General features: G+C 70.2%; 26 protein-coding genes. 16 read left to right on the top strand and 10 right to left on the bottom strand.

The genetic code is table 11. The features are described from left to right. The first annotated feature begins 44 nt into the window (after positions 1–44). The 4 genes from ACIA6A_RS09435 to ACIA6A_RS09420 are packed head-to-tail and all read left to right on the top strand — an operon-like array spanning position 45 to position 4,582. On the top strand, positions 45–1,391 hold the full coding sequence (locus ACIA6A_RS09435; RefSeq protein WP_396097023.1) for a glycosyltransferase: 1,347 nt from the start codon (positions 45–47) through the stop codon (positions 1,389–1,391). A 10-nt stretch (positions 1,392–1,401) separates the two neighbouring features. Continuing rightward, positions 1,402–2,595: a non-hydrolyzing UDP-N-acetylglucosamine 2-epimerase gene (gene wecB / locus ACIA6A_RS09430; RefSeq protein WP_396097022.1), complete on the top strand. Its 1,194-nt coding sequence runs from the start codon at positions 1,402–1,404 to the stop codon at positions 2,593–2,595. Beyond that, positions 2,595–4,223: a DUF2334 domain-containing protein gene (locus ACIA6A_RS09425; RefSeq protein ID WP_396097021.1), complete on the top strand. Its 1,629-nt coding sequence runs from the start codon at positions 2,595–2,597 to the stop codon at positions 4,221–4,223. Before wecB ends, ACIA6A_RS09425 begins: the two co-directional genes overlap by 1 nt. After that, positions 4,223–4,582, top strand: coding sequence for a nuclear transport factor 2 family protein (locus tag ACIA6A_RS09420; protein WP_396097020.1), 360 nt, complete (start codon positions 4,223–4,225; stop codon positions 4,580–4,582). Before ACIA6A_RS09425 ends, ACIA6A_RS09420 begins: the two co-directional genes overlap by 1 nt. Here ACIA6A_RS09420 and ACIA6A_RS09415 read toward each other — a convergent pair. Then, positions 4,558–5,298, bottom strand: a complete 741-nt coding sequence (locus tag ACIA6A_RS09415; RefSeq protein WP_396097019.1) for a dienelactone hydrolase family protein — start codon at positions 5,296–5,298, stop codon at positions 4,558–4,560. The genes ACIA6A_RS09420 and ACIA6A_RS09415 overlap by 25 nt on opposite strands. Positions 5,299–5,421: 123 nt before the next feature. Between ACIA6A_RS09415 and ACIA6A_RS09410 the strand changes: the two genes are divergently transcribed. Beyond that, positions 5,422–6,879 (top strand): cellulose binding domain-containing protein, encoded by a 1,458-nt coding sequence (locus ACIA6A_RS09410; RefSeq protein WP_396097018.1) that lies wholly within the window; start codon positions 5,422–5,424, stop codon positions 6,877–6,879. 66 nt (positions 6,880–6,945) lie between these two features. On the opposite strand, the gene ACIA6A_RS09405 is transcribed toward ACIA6A_RS09410, so the two are convergent. After that, complete coding sequence (locus tag ACIA6A_RS09405; RefSeq protein ID WP_396097017.1) at positions 6,946–7,548, bottom strand: TetR/AcrR family transcriptional regulator; 603 nt, start codon at positions 7,546–7,548, stop codon at positions 6,946–6,948. Between the two features lie 105 nt (positions 7,549–7,653). On the opposite strand from ACIA6A_RS09405, the gene ACIA6A_RS09400 reads away from it, so the two are divergent. After that, positions 7,654–8,124, top strand: a complete 471-nt coding sequence (locus ACIA6A_RS09400) for a MarR family winged helix-turn-helix transcriptional regulator (protein WP_396097016.1) — start codon at positions 7,654–7,656, stop codon at positions 8,122–8,124. Next, complete coding sequence (locus ACIA6A_RS09395) at positions 8,121–9,728, top strand: MDR family MFS transporter (protein ID WP_396097015.1); 1,608 nt, start codon at positions 8,121–8,123, stop codon at positions 9,726–9,728. Before ACIA6A_RS09400 ends, ACIA6A_RS09395 begins: the two co-directional genes overlap by 4 nt. Before the next feature lie 453 nt (positions 9,729–10,181). Here the strand turns inward: ACIA6A_RS09395 and ACIA6A_RS09390 are convergent, their stop codons facing one another. Further along, complete coding sequence (locus ACIA6A_RS09390; RefSeq protein WP_396097014.1) at positions 10,182–10,706, bottom strand: TetR/AcrR family transcriptional regulator; 525 nt, start codon at positions 10,704–10,706, stop codon at positions 10,182–10,184. A 77-nt stretch (positions 10,707–10,783) separates the two neighbouring features. Between ACIA6A_RS09390 and ACIA6A_RS09385 the strand changes: the two genes are divergently transcribed. Continuing rightward, entirely contained in the window at positions 10,784–11,188 is a 405-nt protein-coding gene (locus ACIA6A_RS09385; RefSeq protein WP_396097013.1) for a nuclear transport factor 2 family protein, read from the top strand. A gap of 143 nt (positions 11,189–11,331) precedes the next feature. Here the strand turns inward: ACIA6A_RS09385 and ACIA6A_RS09380 are convergent, their stop codons facing one another. The 7 genes from ACIA6A_RS09380 to ACIA6A_RS09350 all read right to left on the bottom strand — a co-directional run bounded on the left by ACIA6A_RS09380 (position 11,332) and on the right by ACIA6A_RS09350 (position 18,284). Then, positions 11,332–12,087 carry a PDZ domain-containing protein gene (locus tag ACIA6A_RS09380; protein ID WP_396097012.1) on the bottom strand — a complete coding sequence of 252 codons (756 nt, stop codon included), beginning with the start codon at positions 12,085–12,087 and terminating at the stop codon, positions 11,332–11,334. 104 nt (positions 12,088–12,191) lie between these two features. Next, positions 12,192–13,379, bottom strand: coding sequence for a hypothetical protein (locus tag ACIA6A_RS09375; RefSeq protein WP_396097618.1), 1,188 nt, complete (start codon positions 13,377–13,379; stop codon positions 12,192–12,194). Between the two features lie 250 nt (positions 13,380–13,629). Continuing rightward, complete coding sequence (locus ACIA6A_RS09370; protein ID WP_396097011.1) at positions 13,630–13,944, bottom strand: DUF3349 domain-containing protein; 315 nt, start codon at positions 13,942–13,944, stop codon at positions 13,630–13,632. Between the two features lie 4 nt (positions 13,945–13,948). Continuing rightward, positions 13,949–14,248 (bottom strand): hypothetical protein, encoded by a 300-nt coding sequence (locus tag ACIA6A_RS09365; RefSeq protein ID WP_396097010.1) that lies wholly within the window; start codon positions 14,246–14,248, stop codon positions 13,949–13,951. 13 nt (positions 14,249–14,261) lie between these two features. Continuing rightward, positions 14,262–15,485 carry an anion permease gene (locus ACIA6A_RS09360; RefSeq protein WP_396097009.1) on the bottom strand — a complete coding sequence of 408 codons (1,224 nt, stop codon included), beginning with the start codon at positions 15,483–15,485 and terminating at the stop codon, positions 14,262–14,264. 110 nt (positions 15,486–15,595) lie between these two features. Then, on the bottom strand, positions 15,596–16,891 hold the full coding sequence (locus ACIA6A_RS09355; protein WP_396097008.1) for an aspartate aminotransferase family protein: 1,296 nt from the start codon (positions 16,889–16,891) through the stop codon (positions 15,596–15,598). 16 nt (positions 16,892–16,907) lie between these two features. Continuing rightward, positions 16,908–18,284 carry a PLP-dependent aminotransferase family protein gene (locus ACIA6A_RS09350; protein ID WP_396097007.1) on the bottom strand — a complete coding sequence of 459 codons (1,377 nt, stop codon included), beginning with the start codon at positions 18,282–18,284 and terminating at the stop codon, positions 16,908–16,910. A 175-nt stretch (positions 18,285–18,459) separates the two neighbouring features. Between ACIA6A_RS09350 and ACIA6A_RS09345 the strand changes: the two genes are divergently transcribed. From ACIA6A_RS09345 to ACIA6A_RS09310, 8 genes are read left to right on the top strand one after another with little or no spacing between them, the layout of a single operon-like run. After that, positions 18,460–19,299, top strand: coding sequence for a nitrilase-related carbon-nitrogen hydrolase (locus ACIA6A_RS09345; RefSeq protein WP_396097006.1), 840 nt, complete (start codon positions 18,460–18,462; stop codon positions 19,297–19,299). Beyond that, the gene (gene hydA, locus ACIA6A_RS09340) at positions 19,296–20,696 is read left to right on the top strand and encodes a dihydropyrimidinase (RefSeq protein WP_396097005.1); all 1,401 of its coding nucleotides are present in this window, start codon (positions 19,296–19,298) and stop codon (positions 20,694–20,696) included. Before ACIA6A_RS09345 ends, hydA begins: the two co-directional genes overlap by 4 nt. Before the next feature lie 10 nt (positions 20,697–20,706). Beyond that, positions 20,707–22,191 carry a CoA-acylating methylmalonate-semialdehyde dehydrogenase gene (locus ACIA6A_RS09335; RefSeq protein ID WP_396097004.1) on the top strand — a complete coding sequence of 495 codons (1,485 nt, stop codon included), beginning with the start codon at positions 20,707–20,709 and terminating at the stop codon, positions 22,189–22,191. A 4-nt stretch (positions 22,192–22,195) separates the two neighbouring features. Continuing rightward, positions 22,196–23,206 carry a TIGR03842 family LLM class F420-dependent oxidoreductase gene (locus ACIA6A_RS09330; protein WP_396097003.1) on the top strand — a complete coding sequence of 337 codons (1,011 nt, stop codon included), beginning with the start codon at positions 22,196–22,198 and terminating at the stop codon, positions 23,204–23,206. Continuing rightward, the gene (locus ACIA6A_RS09325) at positions 23,203–24,063 is read left to right on the top strand and encodes an ABC transporter permease (RefSeq protein ID WP_396097002.1); all 861 of its coding nucleotides are present in this window, start codon (positions 23,203–23,205) and stop codon (positions 24,061–24,063) included. Before ACIA6A_RS09330 ends, ACIA6A_RS09325 begins: the two co-directional genes overlap by 4 nt. Continuing rightward, positions 24,060–24,827, top strand: coding sequence for an ABC transporter ATP-binding protein (locus ACIA6A_RS09320; protein ID WP_396097001.1), 768 nt, complete (start codon positions 24,060–24,062; stop codon positions 24,825–24,827). The genes ACIA6A_RS09325 and ACIA6A_RS09320 overlap by 4 nt, the downstream gene beginning before the upstream one ends. Beyond that, positions 24,824–25,567, top strand: a complete 744-nt coding sequence (locus ACIA6A_RS09315) for an ABC transporter permease (protein WP_396097000.1) — start codon at positions 24,824–24,826, stop codon at positions 25,565–25,567. The genes ACIA6A_RS09320 and ACIA6A_RS09315 overlap by 4 nt, the downstream gene beginning before the upstream one ends. A 9-nt stretch (positions 25,568–25,576) precedes the next feature. Beyond that, positions 25,577–26,695 carry an ABC transporter substrate-binding protein gene (locus tag ACIA6A_RS09310; RefSeq protein ID WP_396096999.1) on the top strand — a complete coding sequence of 373 codons (1,119 nt, stop codon included), beginning with the start codon at positions 25,577–25,579 and terminating at the stop codon, positions 26,693–26,695. Positions 26,696–26,717: the final 22 nt, after the last annotated feature.

Below are 26,717 nucleotides of genomic sequence, written 5' to 3'. Positions count from 1 at the left end.
TGACGACGCTGAACACACGAACGGTGACGAAGGGAGGGCGAGACATGACCGCATCGAACAGCTGGCTCCTGGTGATCGCCGGCTACGCGATCCTGCTCGCCTGGCCGATCTCGACGCTGGCCCTGGTCAGCTTCGCGGTGCGTTACATGGCGTCGCACCGGCGCACGGTCGTCGACCGGTCGCTGGCGCACGGCGACGCCACCCCCGAGCACTTCTGGATCATCGTGCCGGCGCTCAACGAAGAGGTCGTCGTCGGCAACACGGTCAACGCGGCGCTCGGCCTCGGCGGACCCGGCGGCACGCTCGCCCGGGTGCTCGTCGTGGACGACGGCTCCGACGACCGCACCCCCGAGGTGCTCGCCGCGATCGACCACCCCCGGCTCTACATCCTGCGCCGCAACCTGCCGCACGCCCGCAAGGGCAAGGGCGAGGCGCTCAACGCCGCCTACCGCTTCATCGCCGGGCTCACCGCCGAGGAGGGCGTCGACCCGAACCGGGTCGTCATCGGCATCATCGACGGCGACGGCCAGGGCAGTCACAACATCCTGCTCGAGGTCTCCCGGATGCTGCGCGACCCGACCATCGGCGCGGTGCAGGTGCAGGTGCGGATCCGCAACCGCAACAAGATCCTCGGCGCGGTGCAGGACCTCGAGTTCGGTGCGATCGTCAACGCCTGCCAGAGCCTGCGGGACACCATCGACACCGTCGGTCTCGGCGGCAACGGGCAGTTCACCCGGCTGTCGGCGCTGCTGGCCCTCGGCGACGCGCCCTGGTCGGCGTGCCTGGTCGAGGACCTCGAACTCGGCCTGCGCATGCACCTCGACGGCGTCGGGATCCGATACACCTCCCGGGCCACCGTCACCCAGCAGGCCGTGGTCGACCTGCGCCGGCTCACCCGCCAGCGCACCCGCTGGGCGCAGGGCAACCTGCAGTGCGCCCGCTACCTGCGACAGATCGCCGCCTCCAAGCGGATCGGCGTGACCCCGCTGCTGGAGATGTACCACTACCTGATCTCCCCGTGGCTGAACGCGCTGGTCACCGTCGTCCTGCTCGGTGCGGTCCTGACCGGGGCGGCCGGCCTGACCATCGGCCACCCGATGCCCTACCTGCCGTCCTGGACGGGACTGCTGGTCAGCGGCGAGGTGTGGTTCGCGGTCACGTTCTTCCCCGGCCTCATCTGGGCCGTCGTCCACCGGTACCGGCTGCGCGACGAGAAGCTCTCCCGGCTCCTCACCGCCGCCGTCGCGTACCCGGTCTTCCTGCTCCTCGGTCTGGTCGCCACCTACCGCGCCATCGCCCGCCAGGCGAGCGGCCGGCAGTCCTGGGCCAAGACCGAACGGCTCCCCGAAGAGCCGGTTCCACTCCCCCTGCACGTCGCTCTCGCCGCCTGAAGGAATACACATGTCGCTCCCCGAAGTGCACCTGATCGGCGGCACCCGCCCCGAGGCCGTCAAGCTCGCCCCCGTCGTCCTCGCGTTCCGCGAAGCCGGCCTGCTCGCCCCCGTCCTGGTCGCGAGCGGCCAGCACCCCACCATGGTCAGCCAGGCCCTCACCGCGTTCGGCCTCGAGCCGGACGTCACGCTGACCGTCGAACGGGGCACCGGCACCCAGGCCGAGCTGCTCACCGAGATGGTCCGGCAGCTCGACCAGCTGTGGACCGAGCGGGCCCCGGCCGCCGTCATCGTGCAGGGTGACACCACCACCAGCCTGGCCGGCGCGCTCGCCGCGTTCTGGCGCCGGATCCCGGTCGTGCACCTCGAGGCCGGCCTGCGCTCCGGTGACCTCGACTCGCCGTTCCCCGAGGAGGCGAACCGCCGCCTGGTCGCCCAGGTCGCGTCGCTGCACCTCGCGCCGACGCCGCTGGCCGCGATGAACCTGCTCGACGAGAACATCGACACCGCCGACGTGCTGATCACCGGCAACACCGTGGTCGACGCGACGCTCGCGGTGGCCGGCCGCAAGCTGCCGTTCGAGAACCCGGTGCTGGCCGCGGCCCGCGCCGCCTCGTCCTCGAACCGCCTGGTCGTCGTCACCGCGCACCGCCGCGAGTCGTGGGGCGCGCCGCTGGACCGGATCCTCACCGCGGTCCGCGAGCTCGTCGAGCGTTACCCCGACATCGACGTGGTGCTGCCGAGCCACCCCAACCCGGCGGTCCGCGCCCAGGTCGAGGCCCGTCTCGGTGGCGTCGAGCGGGTCACGGTCACCGACCCGCTGCCGTACCCGGACCTGTCCCGGCTGCTCTCCGAGGCCTACCTCGTGCTCACCGACTCCGGTGGCATCCAGGAGGAGGCGCCGTCGTTCGGGGTGCCCGCGCTGGTGCTGCGCGAGGTCACCGAGCGGGTCGAGTCGCTGGACGCCGGCTGCGCGAAGCTCGTCGGCTCCAACCCCGAACTGATCGTCAAGGAAGCCGCCGAGCTGCTCGACAGCCGGGTGCGCCGGGACGCGATGACCGCGGGCGGAAACCCCTACGGTGACGGCCTCGCGGCCCGCCGTACCGCCCAGGCCACCGCCGCCCTGCTCGGTCTCGCCGAGGCTCCCGCCGCCATGCCCGCACTCGAATCCCCCGCCGCTGTCACGTTCGGAGCGTCCATCTGATGCGTACCCCCAAGCTCACCCGCCGCGCGATCCTCGGTGCCGGCGTCGCGCTCACCGCCACCGCCGCGCTCGGGGTCGGCGTCATGAACGCCGACGCCGCGACCACCACCTCGGCCCCGGCGACGAAGTCCGGCAAGGCGGCACCCGGCGGCGGCACCGCGAAGACCCTGGTCCTGTACGACACCACCGGCGACTACGGCTGGCTCGGTGAGGTCTACGCGACCCAGACCGCGAACCTCGCCTCGCACTTCGGCTCCTGGACGGCGGCGCCGGTGACCGCGTACAAGGCCGGCGACCTGAACACGTTCACCGCGGTGGTCTACGTGGGCTCGACCTACGACGAGCCGCTGCCGGCCGCGTTCCTCGACGACGTCACCGCCACCAAGAAGCCGGTGACCTGGATCTACGACAACATCTGGCAGCTGTCGTCGCGGGACGCGTCGTTCGCCGCGAACCACGGCTTCACCAGCGGCACGTTCGACGGCACCGACGTGGCCGAGGTGGACTACAAGGGCAAGAAGCTGACCCGCGCCACCACCGGCGGGGCCGGGATCATGAACCTCACGGTCAGCGACACGACCAAGTTCAAGACCCTGGCTTCCGCCGTACGACCTGACGGCACGTCGTTCCCGTGGGCCGTACAGTCCGGCAACTTCACGTACGTGGGGGAGATCCCGTTCGCGTACGTGACCCACGACGACCGTTACATCGCGTTCGCCGACCTGCTCTTCGACTCGCTGGGTGACACCGGGGTCTCGCGGGAGCGGCACCGCGCGCTGGCCCGCATCGAGGACGTCGGCCCGGACTCCGACCCGGCCGAGCTCAAGGCGATCGCCGACTACCTGTACGCGGAGAAGGTGCCGTTCAGCGTCGCCGTCTACCCCCGGTACCGGGACCCGAAGGGCGTGCAGAACAACGGCAAGGCCCAGGACTACACGCTGGTGCAGAAGCCGAAGGTGGTGGCGGCGCTGAAGTACATGCAGCAGCGCGGCGGCACCCTGATCATGCACGGTTACACCCACCAGTTCGGCACCGCGGCGAACCCGTACGACGGTGAGAGCGCGAACGACTTCGAGTTCTACGCCGCGCACATCGACGAGAACAACAGCGTCATCTACGACGGCCCGGTTGCCGGCGACTCCGCGTCGTACGCGAGCGGCCGGATCACCGCCTCCGCCCTGACGTTCGCGCTGGCCGGCCTCGGTGTGCCGACCACGTTCGAGCCCCCGCACTACGCCGCGAGCGCGGTGGACTACCAGACGATCAACTCGCTGATGGGCAAGCGCTACGACCGGGGCCTGTACTTCCCGGGTGTGCTCACCGGCGCGAAGTTCGACTACACCCGGCAGTTCGGGCAGTTCTTCCCGTACGCGGTCCGCGACGTCTACGGTTCGGTCGTGATCCCGGAGAACATCGGCAACGTCGAGCCGGAGCCGTTCAACAACCACCCGGCCCGGCTGCCGTCCGACCTGCTCGCCTCAGCGGACCGCAACCTCGCCGTCCGGGACGGGGTGGCCAGCTTCTTCTACCACCCGTACCTGGGCACCGACTACCTCAAGCAGCTGGTGACCGGCATCAAGGCGCAGGGCTACACGTTCGTCACCGGTGACTCGATGGTCGCGAACTGATGTCCGGCACCGCGGAGGTCACCGCCTTCTACGCGCAGTCCTGGATCCACCAGGACCGCGGGGCGGTGCTCCGGGTGATCGCGCCGGACGCCGGGATCGAGTGGAACCTGGACCAGCCCGTCGACGACGAGGAGCTGGTCCAGGTCCTGCACCGGATGGCCGCGTTCGCCGACTCGGTCGAGATCGTCTCCACGATCTGCACCGGCGACCGGGCGGCGCTCGTCTACGACTGCGCCGCCCCGTTCGGGACCGTGCGGATGGCGGAGTTCCTCACCGTCACCGACGGCCTGATCAGCGAGATCCGGCAGGCGTACGACGTGGTGGCACTACGCCGTTACTTCCCCGGCCTGCTGGACTGACGCTCCAGCAGCGCGAACAGGTTCTCCCAGTGCCGCGCCTCGCCGGCTTCCTGATAGGCCGACGTGTCGGTCATCGTGAAGCCGTGCGGGGCGCCTTCGTAGATCTCCGACGTGTACGTGACGCCGGCCTTGTCGAGCGTCTCCTCCAGCACCGCGATCTGCTCGTCGGTGATCGAGTGGTCCTTGTCGGCGTGCCCGAAGTACAGCTCGCCGGTGATGGCCCCGGCGGCCAGGTGCGGGCTGTCCGGGGCGTCGGTGACCAGCCGGCCGCCGTGGAAGCTGCCGATGGCCTTGATCCGCTCCGGGTACGCCGCGATGGCCTTGAACGCGTTGGTGCCGCCCATGCAGTAGCCGAACACCACGACCGGGTCGCGGTCGAGGAAGTCCAGGTACGCCTTGGTGTCGGCGACGATCTTGGGCGTGTCGAGCGCCATCACGTGCGGCATGATCGCGCCGATGACCGACTCGCGGCCCTCGGGGGTGGCCAGCTGACCCATGTCCACCCGGGGGAGGCCGCCACGGTAGAGCAGGTTCGGGGCGAGGACGGCGTACCCCTCGGCGGCGATCCGGTCGGCCATCTCGAAGATGCGCGGCCGCAGGCCGAAGGCGTCCGGGAAGAGCAGTACGCCGGGGAACGGTCCGTCACCGTCCGGTTGCACGAAATACGCGTCGGCGACGCCGTCCTCGGTCGTGATGTCCACGGTGGTCTTGTTCATGACTCGCAGGCTATCCCCGGTGCCCGACTTTAAGCAGACTTAAGGATATTGGCAGAACGCGTTAAGCCGTCCGGGCCGACGATCAACACGGTTCATAGCCGTCCCCTGATCGGAGTTCCACCCATGGCACGTCGTCGTCTGCGCTTGTTCATCTATGCGGGAGCCGCCGCGCTCGCCGTCGGAGGAGGCGCCGTCGCGGCGGTCGCGGCGACGGAACCCGCCGCCCAGGGCACCGGCAAGCTCACCGCGGCCTTCACCAAGGACTCCGACTGGGGTACGGGCTACCAGGGAAAATTCACCATCACGAACACGGGTACGGCGGCGGTCACCGGCTGGCAGCTCGCGTTCGGGCTCCCGTCCGGCACGAAGCTCGGCAGCACCTGGGAGGCGAACGTCTCCACCTCGGGGGCGACCTCGACGGCGAAGGACCGCGGTTACAACGCGACGATCCCGGCCGGCGGCAGCACCCAGTTCGGCTTCATCGCGACCGGCAGCGGCGCCCCGACGACCTGCCTGATCAACGGCGCGTCCTGTGGCTCCGGGGCGGTGCCCTCCACCGCACCCACGACGGCGCCCACGACGAAGGCCCCGACCACCGCGCCGACCACGTCGCCGACCACCAAGGCACCGACCACCCCGCCGACCAAGGCACCGACGAGCGCACCCGCGACGAGCACACCGCCCCCGCCGGCGACCAGCAGCGGGGTGCTCGTCGCTCCGTACGTGGACATGGGTCTGCTCTCCAACGGCAGCACGACGCTCTCCCAGCTCGCGGCCGGCGGCAACGTCAAGTCCTTCTCGCTGGCGTTCGTGACCGGTGCCGGCTGCAAAGCCAGCTGGTTCGGCGCTTTCGACCCGCGCGCCAAGCAGTTCGCCGACCAGATCGACGCGCTGCGGGCCGGCGGCGGTGACGTCAAGGTCAGCTTCGGCGGCGCGACCGGCATCGAGCTGGCCCAGGCGTGCACCGACGTGAAGGCGCTGCAGGCCGAGTACCAGGCGGTCGTCTCCGCGTACAACCTGACGTTCATCGACCTCGACATCGAGGGCGCGGCATCGGCCGACGCCGCCTCGATCGCCCGCCGGTCGACCGCGCTCGCCGCGCTGCAGAAGGCCAACCCGGGCCTGAAGGTCTCGCTGACGCTGCCGGTGCTGCCCGAGGGCCTCACCAACGACGGCCTCACCGTGGTCAGGTCCGCCAAGAGCGCCGGCCTCGACCTCGACCTGGTCAACATCATGGCCATGGACTACGGCCGGTCCGCCCAGGACTACGGTGACCTCGCCATCCAGGCCGTGAAGTCCACCAAGGACCAGCTCAAGTCGATCTACGGCAGCAGTGACGCGGCCGCGTTCAAGATGGTCGGCGTGACCCCGATGCTCGGCAAGAACGACGACAACGGGACGTTCACCCAGGACGACGCCCGGGACCTGGTCGCGTTCGCGAACAGCAACCACCTCGGGATGGTCTCCTACTGGGAGGTCAACCGGGACCGGAACGCCTGCACCGGCGCGCTGTTCCAGTGCACCAACGTGACCCAGTCGCCGTTCGAGTTCAGCAAGATCTTCGCCGGCTTCAAGGGGTAAGAGCCTGTCTCCTCCACCAGGAACGCGGCGTCGGAAAGCACCCCTTCCGGCGCCGCGTTCCGCTGTCTATGCGAAGCCGGTGCCGACCTCGGCCAGCGTGCGCCGGGCCACGTCCCGCAGCGCCGTCTCGTCCGGGTGCTCGAGCCAGGTGTGCAGCGCGACCCGCATCGCCGCCAGGAACGTCGCGGCCATCAGCCGGGACCGCACCCCGAGCTCGTCCGCCTCGGTGATCCGTTCCGCCACCGCCGCGGCGAGCTCCCGCTCCAGCGCGGCGAACGTGGTGACCTGGTGCGAGACCAGTGTCGGCGCGGTCCGCAGCAGCCGGGTCTGGGCGATCCACTCCGGGTCGAGCGTGCCGAGATGCTCGTAGAACTGCTGGGCCGCGCCGCTCAGTGCCGCCCACGGGCGCTCGTCCACCGGCCGCGCCCGGACCAGCTCGATCATGCCGCCCATCCGGCGCCGGTCGCCGTACAGCAGGGCTTCTTCCTTGTTGGCGAAGTAGTTGGAGAACGTGCGGCGGGAGACCCCGGCCTCGTCCGCCACCGCCTCGACCGTGATCTTCTCGGGGCCGTGCGCGATGGCCAGCCGGACCGCGGCCTCATAGAGAGCCTGGCGGGTGGCGGCCTTCTTCCGCTCCCGCAGCCCCAGCTCAGCAGTGCTCGCCGTCATGCGGCAAGCCTAGCGGCGGTGTGACTCAGTTCCCAATGCGCAAACTTGCACAATGGGCAACCTCGGCCGATAGTTGTATGTGGCACCCATTCCCAGGAGGTCCCCATGCTCGCCGGTACCGCGGCTCGTCGTGAGCTCCTCTCCCAGATCAGCGAGACGCAGAAAGCGGTCCGGCTCCTCAAGGGCGACCTGCACTCGGCGGTCCCACCCGGCACCCTGATCGTGCTCGCGTCGATCGCCCGCATCAGCGACTGCCACGTGAAGGACCTCGCCGTCAGCTGCTCGCTCGACCCCTCGACGGTCAGCCGGGCGGTCGCCGCCCTGGTCAAGGCCGGACTCGTCGCCCGCGCGGCCGACCCGGCCGACGGCCGGGCGCGCGCCCTCGCGCTGACCGAGCACGGCACGCGAACCCTCGACGAGGTCTACGGCTGGATCGACGTCCGCCTCGCCGAAGCCCTCCAGGAATGGACCCCCGAAGACCTCGCCCGCTGCACCGCGCTGATGCGGCGTTTCGCCACCGACCTCATGTCCCGCACCACCACCGACTCCGATCAACCGCTGGAGGCCGCGCGATGAGCGCACCGACAACCACGCGCGCCGAACAGGCCGCGATGAGCCACCGCCAGATCCTGGAAGCCCTCAGCGGCCTCCTGCTGGCGCTGTTCGTCGCGATGTCCAGCGCCACCATCGTCTCCACCGCCCTGCCGACCATCATCGGCTCGCTCAACGGCACCCAGAACCAGTACACCTGGGTCGTCACCGCGACGCTGCTGACCAGCACGGCGACCACCCCGATCTGGGGCAAGCTCTCCGACCTGTACAGCAAGAAGCTGCTGGTCCAGATCTCCATCGTCGTCTTCGTGGCCGGCTCGATCGTGGCCGGCTTCGCACAGACCGCCGGTGAGCTGATCGCCGCCCGCGCGTTCCAGGGCATCGGCCTCGGCGGTGTCCAGGCGCTGGTCCAGGTGGCCATCGCCGCGATGATCCCGCCCCGCGAGCGCGGCCGCTACAACGGTTACCTCGGCGGCGTGCTCGCCATCGCCACGGTCGGCGGCCCGCTGCTCGGCGGCGTCATCGTCGACTCCCCGCTCGGCTGGCGCTGGTGCTTCTTCGCCGGCGCGCCCATCGCGATCGTCGCCCTGATCGTCCTGCAGCGCACCCTGCACCTGCCGGTCTTCAAGCGCGACAACGTCAAGATCGACTATGTCGGCGCCAGCTTGATCGCGATCGGCGTGAGCGTCCTGCTGATCTGGATCTCGTTCGTCGACAGCTCGTTCGCCTGGATCTCCTGGCAGACCTTCGCCATGGTCATCCCCGGCATCCTGCTCCTGGTCGCCGCCGTCTGGGTCGAATCCCGGGTCGCCGAGCCGGTGGTCCCGCTGCCGATCGTCAAGCAGCGCAACACCGCCCTCGCGATCATCGCCAGCCTCGCGGTCGGCATGGCCATGTTCGGCGGCTCGGTCTTCCTCGGCCAGTATTTCCAGATCGGCCGCGGCTACAGCCCCACCGAAGCCGGCCTGCTCACCATCCCGCTGATGGGCGGCCTGCTGGTCTCCTCGACCATCTCCGGCCGCATGATCACCAAGACCGGCAAGATCAAGCCCTACATCCTCGCGGGTACGGTCATCCTGGTCGCGGGCTTCGCCATGCTCGCCTTCATGGACCACCTCACCCCGCTCTGGTACCTCTGGACCGGCATGCTCCTGGTCGGCGTCGGCGTAGGAATGTCGATGCAGAACCTCGTCCTCGCGGTGCAGAACTCGGTGTCCCTCAAGGACATCGGCGCGGCCAGCTCGACGATCGCGTTCTTCCGCTCCCTGGGCGGCACCATCGGCGTCTCGGTCCTGGGCGCGGTCCTCGCCCACCGCGTGACCGCCGACATCACCGGCCAGCTGGCGGCGTCGGGAGCCTCGGGCGGTTCGAGCGGCGGCGGCAGCATCAGCGCCCTCAACCTGTCCAGCCTGCCGGACGCGGTCCAACACATCGTCCGGGCCGCCTACGGTGACGCCACCGGCCACATCTTCATGATCGCCGCGTTCGTAGCGGTGATCGGCGTGGTCGCGTCACTCTTCTTCAAGAACATCACCCTGCGCACCACGGTCGACCTGGTCCAGGGCGCCAAGGAGGCCAAGTCCGCCGAGGACGAGGCCACCATCCCGGCCGAGGCGGTCACCCGCTGACCATCGCACCACCACAGCGGCGGGCGGGGGGGGGGCCCCCGGGGCCGCCCCCCCCCCCCCCCCCCCCCCCCCGCGCCCCCCCCCCCCCCCCCCCCGCGCCCCCCCCCCCCCCCCCCCCCCCCCCCCCCCCGCCCCCCCCCCCCCCCCCCCCCCCCCCCCCCCCCCCCCCGGCCCCACCCCGACCGGCGCAGCCCCACCCCGACCGGCGCAGCCCCACCCCGACCGGCGCGGCCCCACCCCCATCGGCGCAGCCCCACCCCCATCGGCGCAGCCCCACCCCGACCGGCGCGGCCCCACCCCCATCGGCGCGGCCCCACCCCCATCGGCGCGGCCCCACCCCCATCGGCGCAGCCCCACCCCCATCGGCGCAGCCCCACCCCCATCGGCGCGGCCCCACCCCGACCGGCGCGGTCCTACCCCGACCCCAGCCCGGTTGCCCTGGGCCGCTTCCCGTCACGCGCGGGGCGGCGGCACCAGGCCCGCGAAGATCACGGCGAGGGTGCGTTGCTGGAGGTCGGCGTCCCAGCCCCCGTGCAGGGCGCCCTGGCCGACGCTGGTGAGCAGCGCCATCACCTCGGGCAGCCGGACCTCCCGGTTGACCACGCCCGCCGACTGGGCCTGGACCAGCAGCTCCCCCACCGCGTCGTCGAGGGCTCCCATGGCAGCGCCGATGTCGACGCCGGCCATGGCGACCACGGTTCGCTTCTCAGCGGCCTCGGCGACGAGGGTGCCGAAGAACGTGAACAGACCGTACGGCCCCGACAGCCCTCCGGCCCTCTCCACGAGCCGGGCCAGGAGCCGCTTCATGATCGCTGTGAGCAGGTCATCCTTGGTCGGGAAGTGCCGGAACACCGTCCCGATCGCGAGACCCGCCCGCCGGGCCACCTCCTCGGTCGAGGCAGCCGCGCCCTCGGCTGCGAAGACCAGCTCGGCGGTGTCCAGGATCAAGGCCCGGTTGCGTTGTGCATCCGCCCGCACGGGCGCCCCCTAGGAAAATGAGTCTCGACTCACTATCGTAAGTCGAGTCGTCACTCACTTTAACCGGAGGCACTGCCATGACACCACGCGACGCCTACGAGCAGATGCGCCGGCGGTGGCTCACCGACGTCCCCACGTTCGACGCCGCCATGCTCGCCGAGGACGTCGTGCTGGAGACACCCTTCGCCCGGCCGGGCCGGCCCACCTCGCAGACCGGCCGCGACACGGTTCTCGCTTACGTCGAGGCCGGGCACGCGTCGGTGCCGTTCCGCTTCGAGGACTGCCGCACACTGGCGATCCACGACACCACGGACCCGGAGACCATCGTCGTGGAATACGAACTGACCGCCACGATGAAAACCACCGGCACATCCGCGAGCGCCCCCTTCATCGGCGTCCTGACTGTGCACGACGGCCGGATCACCCGCTGGCGCGAGTACCAGAACACCGCGGCCATCGAAGCGGCCATGTCCGGCCGGTAGCGGACCGGACCCCACCACCACAAAGGCTCCACGGACCCGGCGCCAAAACGGCACGTCGCGCAAAGAGGGGGCCTCGGCCGACCTGACGGCAGGGCCGGGCGTCGCCCGCAGTCCACGCCCACGTCTTAGCTTGCCGCCGGGTGTCAGGCGGTACAGGGCATCGGGGTGCCGCCCGCCGCGATCGCCGTCAGGGCGGTCAGGGCGTCGTCGACCGTGGCGATCTCGGCCATCGGGAGGCCGGGGACCTCGTTGTCGAGGGCTTCGGCGCAGTTGCCGGCCGGGACCAGGAAGATCTCGGCTCCGTCCGCCTTGGCTCCGACGAGTTTCTGGGGGATGCCGCCGATCCGGCCGACGTTGCCGTCGTCGTCGACCGTACCGGTGCCGGCGATGATGTGGCCGCCGGTCAGGTCGGCGGGGGTGAGTTTGTCGATGATGGCCAGGGTGAACATCAGGCCGGCGCTGGGTCCGCCGATCTCGTCGAGGTCGAAGGACACCTCGAAGGGCCGGCCGATCTCGCGCCGGGCGACGACCTCGGCGCTGGTCTGGGACGTGGCGAAGGCCGTGGCGTTCTCCTGCTCGACCTGCTTGTTGCTCAGACCGGGCGGATAGATCGACTGCCGGGGTACGAGCGCGCGTTCGTCGTCGAACCAGCTTCGCGTTGCGTCGGCGAGCGAGATGTCGGACCGTACCTGAATGGTTGTCATCCGTAGTTGCCCGGCCGAGGTGGAGACGTCGGCGCCGGTCACGGTGACCACTTCCTTGCCGTCGGAGCGGCCGAGCGTGTCGACGGTCGGGCCGGGTTCCAGGATGACGTAGGGCAGGGGGAGGGTCAGGGCTCCCCCGGCCAGCAGGGCGGTGAGCACGCCACCGGCGACGGTCACGGCGGCACGATGTTTCATGCGGCGAGCGTACCCACCACCGGTCATGGCCTGGCAGCGGCCGGACATGATTCGCCCCCGGTGTCCAGAAACGGGCACCGGGGGCGAATCGGGGGAACCGGGTGTTACTCGTTCAGCGAGCAGGGCGCGAACTTCTCGAGGCCCTCCGGCTTGGCCGCGTTGCGGCCGATGGCGGTCTCGATGCGGTTCAGCGTCGCGACGCGCTTGTCCGCCAGCGGGCCGAGGATGGCGTTCTGGATGAAGTTCGGGCCACCCTGACCCTGGGTGGAGATGAGCCGGGCGTTGGCCTCCGCGATCTGGGTGTCGAGCAGCTCCAGGTTGCGGATGACCTCGGCCTGCGCCTGCGCCGGGATCGACGGCAGACCGGCGACGGCCGGGCAGTTCACGGTCGGGGCGGCACCGCCACCGGCGTTGTTGCCACCACCGGCGTTGTTGCCGGCGCCGGGGTTCGCGGTCGGGACCACGGTGGCCTCGGGGGCCGGGGCCGCCGCGCCGTTCTCGTTCAGCGAGCAGGTGGCCAGCGTGTTCACGTCGAGCACCGGCTTGGCGGCGTTACGGCCGATCGCCGTCGCCATGCGGTTGATCGTCGCGACGCGCTTGTCCTTCAGCGGGCCGAGGATCGCGTTCTGGATGAAGTTCGCGCCGCCCTCACCCTGGCTGGTGACGAGGCGCTTGTTGGCCTCGGCGATCTGCGTGTTGAGCAGCGCCAGGTTGCGCTCGATCTCGGCCTGGGCCTGCGCCGGGACCGTGCCGAGCGCACCGGCGACGGCCGGGCAGTTCACGGTGGGGGCACCGGTGGAACCGCCGGTCTCTTCCCCGGCGTCGCCACCACCGGCGGCGGGGGGCTCGACGGCGGTGGGCTCGGGAGCTGCGACGCCACCACCGTTCTGGTTGAGCGAGCAGGTGGCGAGCGCGTTCGTGTCGAGCTTCGGAGCGGCGGCGTGCCGGCCGATCGAGATCAGCATCCGGTCGATCGTGGACGCCCGCTTGTCCTTCAGGGGGCCGAGGATCGCGTTCTGGATGAAGTTCGCGCCGCCCTCACCCTGACTGGAGACCAGGCGCTTGTTCGCCTCGGCGATCTGCGTGTTCAGCAGCGCCAGGTTGCGCTCGATCTCCGCCTGGGACTGGGCGGGGATGGTGCCCAGTTGCCCGGCCACGCTGGGGCAGTTCACCGTCGGCACGTCATTCTCGGCGGCTGAGGCGACGCCGAGGCCGACTCCGACCAGGGCCACGGCGACCGCGCCGACACCGGCGATCTGCCAGCGGCGGGCGGAACTACGGGAGATGTGCATCTTCGCCAAAGCCTTTCCTTCGTAGGACCTCGGCGATCAATACGGGAGCGCTTCCACAACGGATCAGGGACCGTGAGACCTTAAGGCACTCTTAAAGAAACGACGCCAGTACGCCGTGCCGGCGCCCCGGGGCGTACGGCGGGGGCCGCGCCGAGCGGGCCGGTGAGCAGGTGCGGATCACTCAGGTGGGCGATGAGCATGGCCCGGCGCCGGAACGTTCCGGCGCCGGGCTCTGTCGCATGAGGACGTCTCAGTCGGGCGGGTCGGCGAGCGGCCAGCCGCCGGCGGCGAGGTGGGCGGAGACCCGGACGACGTCCTCCGGGCTCGCCTCCTGCAGCATCGAGGAACTCACCATCGCCTCGATGTCCTCGGTCGTGATCGGGTCGCTGCCGTCGATGGACTGCGCCGCGAGGTCGACCGCGATGCCGCGTACCTCGTCCTCGGTGAGCTTGCGCCGCAGCAGGCCGAGCAGGGCGACGTAGTCCTGGCGGGGCACGCCGGCCGGGTAGCCGGCGCGCAGCCATCCGACCGCGCGGGTCATGAAGTTGGAGCGGAGTTCGGACATGGCCTCACTTGTCCACGATCGTCGGGAACACGTGCTCGAAGCTCAGCGCCTTGCCGAAGCCGCTGGCCACGATGAACGTGATACCCAGGACGACGCCGAGCAACACGATCGCGAACAGCGCCCAGCCGAGCACCTTGCCGAGTGCGTGCGGGGCCTGCCCGGCGGAAACCTCGGCACTACCACCGTCACCCCAGGCGAGGGTGCGGATACCGAGCGCGAACAGGGCCGGCAGCCCGGCTCCGAGGATGAGGCCGGCGGCCAGGACCTTCCAGGCGCCTTCGAGGGCGAATCCCAGGTTGTGCATTCTCGTACGCCTCTCAGCTCGCCGTGCCGGCCGGGACGCGCTCGTCGGCACGGGCGCCGTCCCACTCGTCGTTGACGTTGGTGTGGTCGACCGGCGTGCGCCGCGACCGCAGGAACATGAAGCCGGCGGCCGCCAGCAGGATCACGAAGACCGCGAGGGAACCGGCGAGCCCGTCGCCGAGCAGGTGCCCGATCCACCACATGAGCGCGCCGACGACCGCGGCGGCGGGCAGTGTGATCAGCCAGGCCGCGATCATCCGGCCGGCGACCCGCCAGCGGACCTGGGCGCCGGGCTTGCCGACCCCGGACCCGAGGATCGAGCCGGTCGCGACGTGCGTCGTGGACAGCGCGAACCCGAGGTGGCTGGACGCGAGGATGACGGCGGCCGAGGCCGATTCGGCGGCCAGGCCCTGCGGCGGGGCGATCTCCACGAGACCCTTGCCCAGCGTACGGATGATCCGCCACCCGCCGAGGTAGGTCCCGAGCGCGATGGCGAGCGCACAGGACGCCTTGACCCAGAACGGGATGCTCTTGGTGTCGTCCCAGTCCCCCGCCGCGATCAGCGCGAGGGTGATCACGCCCATCGTCTTCTGCGCGTCGTTGGTGCCGTGGGCGAGCGAGACCAGCGAGGCGCTGCCGATCTGCCCCCACCGGAAGCCGTTGTCGGTGAACCGGGCGGCGACCCCGGCGGTGATCCGGTAGATCAGCCAGGTGCCGGCCGCCGCGATGACGCCGGCGATGACCGGGGACATGAGCGCGGGCAGCAGCACCTTGCCGATGACGCCGTCGAGCTTGCTGCCGTCGCCGTTCCAGTTGACCCCGGCCCAGCCGAGGCCGGCGATGCTGGCGCCGATGAGCCCGCCGAACAGCGCGTGCGAGGAGCTGGACGGCAGGCCGAGCAGCCAGGTCAGCAGGTTCCAGACGATGCCGCCGACGAGGCCGGCCAGCACGATGAGCAGCAGTGCGGATCCACCGTCACTGAGCAGCTCGGGTTTCGGCGTACCGTCGGAATTCTGGATCTTCACGACGGCATTGCTGACGGTGAGGGCAACTTCGACGGAGAGAAATGCCCCGATGAGGTTGAGGAGGCCGGAAAGGGCGACGGCGACCTTCGGCTTGAGCGCCTTGGTGGCGATGGACGTGGCCATCGCGTTGGCGGTGTCGTGGAACCCGTTCGTGAAATCGAAACCGAGGGCGGTCACGACCACGAGCGCGAGAATCACGGAAGTCTCTGTCACATGCAGATAGTCGCTCCCGGGGTCAACGACGAGAAGACCCCGGGCGACCCGATCACATGTTTCACCCCGTGTTTGACTTTGCGTTGCGGCGAAGTCACCGGAAGGTTACGTCAGGAGCCCTCGGCCGTACGGATCGCCTCGGTGAGAATGGCCAGTCCGGCGCGGGCCTCGTCCTCGGTGAGGGTGAGCGGCGGGCCCATCCGCAGCACGTTGCCGTACAGGCCGCCCTTGCCGACCAGCAGGCCGCCCCTGCGGCACTCGTCGAAGATCCGCATGGTCGCCGCGGTGTCCGGTTCGGTGGTGCCGGGGCGGCAGATCTCCAGGCCGATCATCAGGCCCCGGCCGCGGACCTCGGCGACGATGGCCGAACCGGCCGCCACCGCGCGCAGGCCGTCGAGCAGGATCGTCCCGGTCCGGGCGGCGTTGGCCTGCAGGTCGTGGTCGAGCACGTAGTCCAGCACCGCGCTGCCGGCGGCCGTCGAGATCGGGTTGCCGCCGAACGTGGAGAAGCTGGTGCCGGGCACGGCGTCGAGCAGGTCCGCCCGGCCGACCACGCCGGCCAGGGCGAAGCCGTTGCCGATGCCCTTGGCGAACGTGATCAGGTCCGGCTGCACGTCGTGGGCCTGATAACCCCAGAAGTGGTCGCCGGTGCGGCCCCAGCCGGTCTGCACCTCGTCGGCGATGAGCAGGATGCCGTGGTTGTCGAGTTCCTTCTTCAGCGCGCCGAGCAGCCCGTCCGGGCCGTGCACGAAACCGCCGACGCCCTGGATCGGCTCGGCGATCAGGGCCGCGATGTCCCCGGCCGTCGTCGTCGCGATGACCTCGCGCAGGTCCTCGACCGCCGCGTCCACGAAGTCGGCGTCGGACAGCCCGGTCATCCGGCCGCGCAGCCGGTCGCCGGAGCTGAGCCAGCTCACCGTCAGCGGGCTGAGGCCGCTCACCGACCAGCTGCGGTGCCCGGTCACCGCCATCGCGCCGAACGAGCGGCCGTGATAACTGTTGCGGATCGCCAGGACCTGGTTGGAGCGGCGGGCGTTGGTGGCGAACAGCAGCGCCGCCTCGTTGGCCTCGGTGCCGGAGTTGGTGAAGAAGACCCGCGCGTCGGGGATGCCGGAGACCCGGGCGATCTTCTCGGCCAGCTCGACCTGCTGCCGGATCAGGTACAACGTGGAGCTGTGCACGATGCCGGTGGCGAGTTGCTTCTCGACCGCCTCGCGGATCTCGGCGACGTCGTAGCCGAGCATGTTGGTCAGCACGCCGCCGAAGAAGTCGAGATAGGTGCGCCCGGACGCGTCGGTGACGTGCCGCCCGGAGCCGGACACCAGCTCGATCGCGTCGGCGCCGTAGTAGGGCGCGACCCAGGAAGGCAGCACGGCCCGGTGCCGGGCGAGCAGGTCGTCGGTCATGAGATCCCCCAACAGGTCAGCGCCAGCCGCGTGGGTGCGGGTGGCTACGGGAACCGCCGCCACGGGCACCGGCCCCGGCGGCGGAAGCGAAGATGTCGGCCAGGCCGGTGACGTCGCCGCGGATCAGGCCGACGGTGATCCGGACGTGGTCGGCGCCGAGCGGGGACACCGCGAACGGGGCGCCGGGGGCGACCGCGATGCCGTGGCCGGCCAGCGTCAGCATCGCCGTCTGCTGGTCCTCGACGGTCATCCACAGGTTGATGCCGTCGTCGGCGGTGGCGGTGACGCCCCGCTCGGCGAGCGCGGTGAGCAGCGCGGTGCGGCGGTCGGCGTACAACGTCCGGGCCGCGGCGACCTGGGCGGTGGCGTCCGGGGAGGTGAGCAGGTCGAGCAGCACCGCCTGCAGCAGGCGGCTGGACCAGCCGGGCCCGAGCAGGCGGCGGTCGGCGACCGCGGTGACCACGGCCGCGGGTCCGCCGAGCGCGGCGAGCCGCAGGTCCGGGCCGTGGCTCTTGGAGAAGCCGGCGACGTGCACGGTGCGGTCCGGCAGGCGGGTGCCGAGGCTGACCGGGGGCGCGGTGGCGATGTCCCCGGCATGGTCGTCCTCGACGATGGTGACCTGTGGGTACGCGGCCAGCACGTCGGCGAGCTCCTCGACGCGCCGGGCGCTGAGGCTGACCCCGGTGGGGTTGTGCGCGCGCGGCTGCAGGTACACCGCGACCGGGTCGTAGGACTTGAGCGCGGCGGCGAGCAGGTCGGGCCGGAGGCCGTGCCCGTCCATCGGCACGCCGACGATCGTGGCCCCGACCGCTTCGAGCAGGTCGAGCACGGGCGGGAACGCGGGATTCTCGACGAGCACGTGGTCACCGAAGCGGACCACCGTCTGGGTCACCCGGTCCAGCGCGTCGAGCGCGCCGTCGACCACGGTCACCTGCTCCGGGGGGTACGGCCACCGCTGCCGCAGCACCGTCTCCAGCGGGGGCAGCACGGCCGCCTCGAGGTAACTCGTCGTGAGCCGCGCGTCGCCCAGCCGCCGGAGCGACTCGGTGATGCTCGGTAACAGGTCGTAGTCGGGAACCCCGGTCGAGAAGTCCCTCGTGACCCCGCTGAGGGTGCCGCCCAGTTGCGCGTACCGAAGGCGTTGTCGTGGCAGCACGGGTGCCGTGACGAAGGAGCCGGACCGACCGCGGGTCTGGATCGCCCCGGCGCGCGCCAGACTCCGCCAGGCCTCACTGACCGTGGTCGGGCTGACGCCCAGCGCCCGGGCCACGTCCCGCACGGTCGGCAGGCGGGCCCCACTCGGCAGATCACCCGCGGTGACGAGACGACTGACAGCGGCCGCGATCCCGCGCGCACTGCGGTCGTCCACCGCTTCGGTGATGAGGAGCAGCAATTTTCACATCCGAAACATTCGGTAACAGGTAGGCAATTGTCCGCCCGAGGCTGTGTCATTAGTGTTCCCCGACATGAGCCCTGGATGTCAAGCCGTGCAGGGTCAATGACAGGTGGTGCGTACGCGATCACAATCGAGTCGTGACGTACACCACCACACAAAGAGAGGGGCAGGCATGAGCACCGTCGTGCGCGCCGCCCTCGTCCAGACCACCTGGACGGGCGACAAAGAAACGATGATCAAGGCTCACGAGGACTACGCCCGTGAGGCGGCGGCCCAGGGCGCCAAGGTGATCTGCTTCCAGGAGCTCTTCTACGGCCCTTACTTCTGCCAGGTCCAGGACAGCAAGTTCTACGAGTACGCCGAGTCGGTCCCCGGCCCGACCACCGAGCGGTTCCAGGCCCTCGCCGCCGAGCTGGGCATGGTCATGGTCCTGCCGATGTACGAGCAGGAGCAGCCCGGCGTCCTGTACAACACCGCCGCCGTGATCGACGCGGACGGCAGTTACCTCGGCAAGTACCGCAAGAACCACATCCCGCAGGTCAAGGGCTTCTGGGAGAAGTTCTACTTCCGGCCCGGCAACCTCGGCTACCCGGTGTTCGACACCGCGGTCGGCCGGATCGGCGTCTACATCTGCTACGACCGGCACTTCCCGGAGGGCTGGCGCGCGCTGGGCCTGGCCGGCGCGAAGATCGTCTTCAACCCGTCCGCCACCAGCCGCGGGCTGTCGTCGTACCTGTGGCAGCTGGAGCAGCCGGCCAGCGCGGTCGCCAACGAGTACTTCATCGGCGCGATCAACCGGGTCGGCACCGAGGACCTCGGCGACAACGACTTCTACGGCCAGTCGTACTTCGTCGACCCGGAGGGCAAGTTCGTCGGCGACGTCGGCGACACCAACAACCCGGAGCTGATCGTCCGCGACCTGGACCTCGGCCTGCTCGACACGGTCCGCGACCGCTGGCAGTTCTACCGCGACCGCCGCCCCGACAGCTACGACGGGCTGGTCCGACCGTGAGCTACCTGATCAAGAACGGGACCGTGGTCGGGCCGACCGGCCCGAACCCGGCGGACGTGCTGGTGGACGGGGAGCGGATCGTCGCGCTGTTCGCTCCCGGCAGCGCGCCGGACGTCGCCGAGACCATCGACGCGACCGGGAAGTACGTCATCCCGGGCGGGATCGACGCGCACACCCACATGCAGATGCCGTTCGGCGGCACCGAGGCCAGCGACACGTTCGACACCGGCACCCGGGCCGCGGCGTTCGGCGGCACCACCACGATCATCGACTTCGCGATCCAGCGCACCGGTGAGGTGGTGCAGGACGGGCTGGCCGCCTGGCACGAGAAGACGGCCGGGAACTGCCACATCGACTACGGCTTCCACATGATCATCGGTGGCGTGGACGACGAGTCGCTCAAGGCCATGGACCAGCTGGTGGCGACCGAGGGCATCTCCAGCTTCAAGCTGTTCATGGCGTACCCGGGCGTGTTCTACAGCGACGACGGCCAGATCCTGCGCGCGATGCAGAAGGCCCGGGACAACGGCGCCATGATCATGATGCACGCGGAGAACGGCCCGGCCATCGACGTGCTGGTCAAGCAGGCCCTCGAACGCGGCGAGACGGACCCGTACTTCCACGGCACGACCCGGCCGCAGGAGCTCGAGGCGGAGGCCACGAGCCGGGCGATCTGGCTGGCCGAGGTCGCGTCGGACACCCCGCTGTACATCGTGCACCTGTCCGCGTCGAAGGCTCTGGAACAGGTCGCCGCGGCCCGCAGCCGGGGACGCAACGTGTTCGCCGAGACCTGCCCGCAGTACCTGTACCTGACGCTGGAGGACCAGCTCGGCGCCCCCGGTTTCGAGGGCGCCAAGTGGGTCTGCTCGACGCCGCTGCGCAGCAAGCACGAGAGCCATCAGGCGGATCTGTGGCGCGGACTGCGTACTAATGATCTCGCTGTGGTCTCCACCGACCACTGTCCCTTTTGCATGAAAGACCAGAAGGAGATGGGGATCGGCGACTTCTCCAAGATCCCCAACGGGATCGGCAACGTCGAGCACCGCGTCGACCTGCTGTACCAGGGCGTGGTAGACGGCAAGCTGTCGCTGGGCCGCTGGGTCGAGACGATCGCGACCACCCCGGCGCGGATGTTCGGTATGTACCCGAGAAAGGGCGTCATCGCGCCCGGCTCCGACGCCGACATCGTGCTGTACGACCCGGACGGGCGCACCCGGATCTCGGTCGACACCCACCACATGAACATGGACTACTCGGCGTGGGAGGGCTGGGAGATCGCCGGCAGGGTCGACACGGTCATCTCCCGCGGCACCGTCATCGTCCAGGACGGCGAGTACAAGGGACGGGCCGGTCACGGCCGGTACGTCCCGCGGGGCCTGTCCGATTACCTCATCTAGGAGGGGCGACATGCGCGAGATCGAACACTGGATCGACGGTACGGCCAGAGCGGGCACCAGCGGCCGGCAGCTCCCCGTCTGGGACCCGGCCACCGGCGAGCAGCAGGCGTACGTCGTCGCCGCCACCACGGCGGAGACCGCGGCGGCCGTGGCCTCCGCGAAGAAGGCGTTCCCGGCCTGGCGGGCGGCGTCGCTGTCCCGCCGGGCCGAGGTGATGTTCCGCTTCCGCGAGCTCGTCGACGCCAACCGCAAGGAGATCGCGTCGCTGGTCAGCGCCGAGCACGGCAAGACCGTGGCCGACGCGGGCGGCGAACTGGCCCGCGGCCTGGAGAACATCGAGTTCGCCGCGGGCGCGCCGCACCTGCTCAAGGGCGGTTACAGCGAGCAGGCCTCCACCGGCGTGGACGTCTACTCCATCCGCCAGCCGCTCGGGGTCGTCGCCGGCATCACGCCGTTCAACTTCCCGGCGATGGTCCCGATGTGGATGTTCTGCAACGCCCTGGTCTGCGGCAACACGTTCGTGCTCAAGCCCAGCGAGAAGGACCCGTCGGTCTCGCTGCTGCTGGCCGACCTGCTGCGCCAGGCCGGTCTGCCGGACGGCGCGTTCAACGTCGTGCAGGGTGACCGGGAGGCCGTCGAGGCGCTCATCGAGCACCCGGACGTGCAGGCGCTGTCGTTCGTCGGCTCGACCCCCATCGCCCGGACCATCTACGAGAACGGCACCCGGGCGGGTAAACGGGTGCAAGCGCTGGGCGGCGCCAAGAACCACATGGTGGTGCTGCCGGACGCGGACATCGGCTCGGCCGCGGACGCGGCGGTCAGCGCCGGGTACGGCTCGGCCGGCGAACGCTGCATGGCGGTCGCGGTGGTCGTGGCGGTGGGGGCGAGCGCCGACCCCCTGGTCGAAGCGATCAAGGAGCGGGTCGGCCGGATCGCGGTCGGACCGGCCTCGGACCCGTCCGCCGAGATGGGCCCGCTGATCAGCCGCGAACACCGTGACAAGGTCGCCGGCTACCTGGCGAACGCCGGGGCCGCCGAGATCGTGGTCGACGGCCGCGACGCGGCTGTCTCCGACGGGCCCGGGTTCTTCCTCGGGGCGTCGCTGGTGGACAAGGTGCCGACGGACTCGCCGCTGTACACCGACGAGATCTTCGGGCCGGTGCTGTCGGTGGTCCGGGTGGACACCTACGAGCAGGCCCTGGAGCTCGTCAACAGCAACGAGTACGGCAACGGCACCGCCATCTTCACGCGCGACGGTGGCGCGGCGCGGCAGTTCCAGTACGACGTCGTGTGCGGGATGGTCGGCGTGAACGTGCCGGTGCCCGTACCCGTCGCGTACTACAGCTTCGGTGGCTGGAAGTCGTCGCTCTTCGGCGACCTGCACATGTACGGCCCGGAGGGGTTGCAGTTCTACACCCGCAGCAAGGTCGTCACCTCGCGCTGGCCCGACCCGGCCACGTCCGAGATCGACCTCGGATTCCCGAAGGTGAGGTGAGACGGTGGACATCGGCGTCGTCCTGCAGTGCGACCCACCCTCGAGCGAGGTCGTCGAGCTGGCGAAGAAGGCCGAGGACCTCGGTTACAGCCACGTGTGGACGTTCGACTCGCACGTGCTGTGGCAGGAGCCCTTCGTCATCTACAGCAAGATCCTGGCCGAGACCGAGCGGGTGATCGTCGGGCCGATGGTGACCAACCCGGGCACCCGGGACTGGACGGTCATCGCCTCGCAGTTCGCCACGCTCAACGAGATGTACGGCAACCGCACCGTCTGCGGCATCGGCCGGGGCGACTCCGCGTTGCGGGTCCTCGGGCTCAAGCCGAACACGCTCGGGCAGCTGCGGACGAGCATCGAGGTGATCCGCGGCCTGGCCAGCGGCGCTTCCGTGGAACTGCGCGGGCAGGAGCTCCGGTTCGCCTGGGCGCCGGACAGCCGGCTCGAGATGTGGGTCGCCGCGTACGGGCCGAAAGCCCTGGCCCTGACCGGTGAGGTGGGCGACGGCTACATCCTGCAACTCGCCGACCCGGACATCGCGGCCTGGATGATCAAGGCGGTGCGCGACGCGGCCGAGAAGGCCGGCCGGGACCCGATGGCGATCACGTTCTGTGTCGCGGCACCGGCCTACGTCGGGGACGATCTCGCACACCAGCGGGACCAGACCCGGTGGTTCGGCGGCATGGTCGGCAACCACGTCGCCGACATCGTCCAACGCTACGGCGCCGCGGGGGCGGTCCCGAAAGCATTGACTGATTACATCGAGGCGCGGCAGGGCTACGACTACGCCGAGCACGGGCGGGCCGGGAACTCGCACACCAGCTTCGTGCCCGACGAGGTGGTGGACCGGTTCTGCATCCTCGGGCCGGTCGAGAAGCACCTGGAGAAGCTGGCTCAGCTCAAGGAACTCGGCGTCGACCAGTTCGCCGTCTACCTGCAACATGACGACAAGGAAGCGACGCTCGAGGCGTACGGGAAAAGCATCATCCCGGCCATGTCCCCTTCAGCCGGGTCATGAGGCGCGTCCTCAGCGTCTCGGCCGGGCTGGTGTTCCTCGTCCTGCTGTGGGAGGGCTACAAGGCGGTCGGCAACCCGGACGGGACGGTGCTGTTCGGCACCCGCGTCCTGCCGCGCGCCGACGACCTGTCCATGCCGCACGTGTGGGACATGCTCAGCCGGCTCGGCCGCCCGGAACTCACGGGTGGCCGGCCGGTCTGGCAGGTGGTGCTCAGCGGATCGCTGTTCACGCTCGGCATCACCGCGGCCGGGTTCGTCACCGGGACGGTCGTCGGGCTGCTGCTCGCGGTGGCCATGCAACGGTTCCGGATCGTCGAGCGCGGGCTGCTCCCGTACGTGATCCTGTCCCAGACCGTGCCGCTGGTCGCGCTCGCGCCGCTCATCGCCGGCTGGAGCGGGAACCTCGCGTTCGGCCCGTACCCGTGGCAGGACTGGATGACGGTCGCGGTGATCGCCGCGTACCTGAGCTTCTTCCCGGTCGCCGTCGGCATGCTGCGCGGTCTGCAGTCGCCGTCGGCGAGCGGGGTGGAGCTGATGCGCAGCTACGCCGCGGGGTGGTGGCGCACGCTGGTCAAACTCCGCTTCCCGGCGTCGCTGCCCTATCTGTTCCCGGCGCTGCGGCTCGCCGGTGCGGCCGCCGTCGTGGGCGCGGTCGTCGGGGAGATCTCCACCGGTACGAAGGGCGGCATCGGCCGCCTGATCATCGAATACTCCCGGGAGGCCACCTCGGACCCGGCGAAGGTCTACACGGCCATGATCGGAGCGGCGTTGCTCGGACTGGTCGTGGCGGGCCTGGTCAGCCTGCTGGAACTGCCGCTCATGCGGCACCGACGACGAGTCACGGTGGTGACGATGTGACAGCTGTCTCCGTCTCCGGAGTCACCAAAGTCTTCAACCAGGGACGTGCCGACGAGGTCACCGCCCTGTCCGACGTGGACCTCACGGTCGGGGCGGGCGAGTTCGTCTCGCTGATCGGCCCGTCCGGCTGCGGCAAGAGCACGCTGCTGCGGCTGGTCGCGGACCTCATCGCGCCCACCACCGGCGAGGTGGTGGTGGCCGGCAAACCCGCGCCGAAAGCCCGCCTCGACCAGGACTACGGTATCGCGTTCCAGCAGGCCGGACTGTTCGAATGGCGAACCGTACGCCGCAATGTGGAACTGCCCCTCGAACTGCGCGGGCAGTCCCGCGCGGCCCGCCGGGCCCGGGCCGAGGAGATGCTCGCCCTGGTCGGGCTGGACGAGTTCGCCGACCATTACCCCGCGCAGCTGTCCGGCGGCATGCAGCAGCGGGTCGCCATCGCCCGGGCGCTCGCCGTGCAACCGCCGCTGCTGCTCATGGACGAGCCGTTCGGCGCGCTGGACGAGATGACCCGCGAACGCCTGCAGACCGAACTGCTCGGCATCTGCGCGAAGACCGGCACCAGCACGGTCTTCGTCACCCACTCCATCTCCGAGGCGGTGTTCCTGTCCGCCCGCGTGGTGGTCATGTCACCACGGCCGGGCCGGATCACCGCGACCGTCGACATCGACCTGCCCACCCCGCGTGACGAGAACGTCCGGCAGTCCCCCGCGTTCTTCGACGCCGTCACCACGGTCCGTAAAGCGCTCCGGGCGGCGGCGTGAAGCGCGTCCTGCCCCCGGTGCTCCTCGGCGTCGTCGCCCTGATCGCCTGGGAACTGACCGTCTCGCTCGGCCGGATCGCGCCGTTCGTGCTGCCCGCCCCGTCGGCCATCTGGCACGAGCTGGTGGCACAGCGCGGCAACATCCTCGACGCCGCCGGGGCCAGCGGGCTCAACGCCCTGATCGGACTGCTCTGGGGCACCGTCGCCGCGGTGCTGGCGGCCATGCTGGCGAGCCGGTTCCGGATCCTGTCGGAGGTGTCCCTGCCGCTCGCGGCGGTGCTCAACGCGCTGCCGATCATCGCGCTCGCCCCGATCCTCAACAACATGTTCGAGTCGACGTCCAGCCTGCCCCGCCGGCTGGTCGCCGGGATCATCGTGTTCTTCCCCGTCTTCATCAACACGCTGCGTGGCCTGCGCGAGGTGAACCCCACCCACCGTGAGCTGATGACCAGTTACGCGGCGGGCGGCTGGGCCTTCACCCGCCTCGTCCGCCTGCCCGGCGCGCTGCCCTTCGTCTTAACCGGCCTGCGACAGGCGTCGTCGCTGGCCGTCATCGCCGCGGTCGTCGCCGAGTACTTCGGCGGACTGCAGAACGGTCTCGGGTCCCGGATCACCTCCGCGGCCTCGTTCACCGCGTACCCCCGGGCCTGGGCCTTCGTGGTCGGTGCCTGCCTGCTCGGACTGCTCTTCTACCTAGCCACGCTCCTCGTGGAACGCCTCACCATGCCCTACCGCTATTAAGGAGCCCGCGTGCGCCGATACCTCATCGCCGCTTCCCTTCTCCTGCTCACCGCCTGTGGCACGGCCGACACCACCGCCACCCCGACCGCCTCGGGCGGGACCACCCCCATCAAGCTGCAGTTGCAGTGGTTCTACCAGGCCCAGTTCGCCGGCTACATCGCCGCCGTGGACCAGGGCTTCTACAAAGAACAGGGCCTCGACGTCGAGCTGCTCGAAGGCGGTGTCGACATCGTCCCGCAGACCGTGCTCGCCACCGGCAAGGCCGACTACGCGGTCGCCTGGGTGCCCAAGGCCCTCGCGTCACGCGAACAGGGTGCCGGCATCACCGACGTGGGCCAGATCTTCGCCCGCTCCGGCACGTACCAGGTCGGCTGGAAGGACAGCGGCATCACCTCGGCCGCCGACTTCACGGGCAAGAAGGTCGGCAACTGGGGCTTCGGCAACGAGTTCGAGCTCTTCGCCGGCATGACCAAGGCCGGCATCGACCCCGGCAAGGACGTCACCCTCGTCCAGCAGCAGTTCGACATGCAGGCGCTGCTCAAGAAGGAGATCGACGTCGCCCAGGCAATGAGCTACAACGAGTACGCGCAGCTGCTCGAGGCCACGAACCCGGCCACCGGCAAGCTCTACACCGCCGACGACTTCACGGTCATCGACTGGAAGACGAACGGTTCGGCGATGCTGCAGGACGCGGTGTGGGCCAACACGGAGAAGCTCAGCGATCCCGCGTACCAGCAGCAGACCGTGAAGTTCCTCGCCGGCACCGTCAAGGGCTGGGCCTACTGCCGCGACAACCCGCAGGCCTGCCGCGACCTGGTGGTGGCCAAGGGCTCCAAGCTCGGCAAGAGCCACCAGCTCTGGCAGATGAACGAGGTCAACAAGCTGGTCTGGCCGGCCACCACGGGCGTCGGCCTGATCAGCGAGGCGGACTGGAAGCAGACCGTCGACATCTCGCTGACCGCGAAGAACCAGACCGGCGACACGGTCATCACCAAGCAGCCGGAAGGCCTCGCCTACACCAACGACTACATCCAGCAGGCCCTCGACCAGGTCAAGGCCACCGGCGTCGACGTGACCGGGGCCGGCTTCCAGCCCCAGACGGTGACCCTCACCGCCGGCGGCGCGTAACCGTCCTACCGGCCCGGTCGTC

This window comes from Actinoplanes sp. NPDC051494, assembly GCF_044454705.1.
Lineage (GTDB): Bacteria > Actinomycetota > Actinomycetes > Mycobacteriales > Micromonosporaceae > Actinoplanes.
Note: the sequence above shows the minus strand (reverse complement) of the source record. Positions and strands in the feature narration are given on the sequence as shown.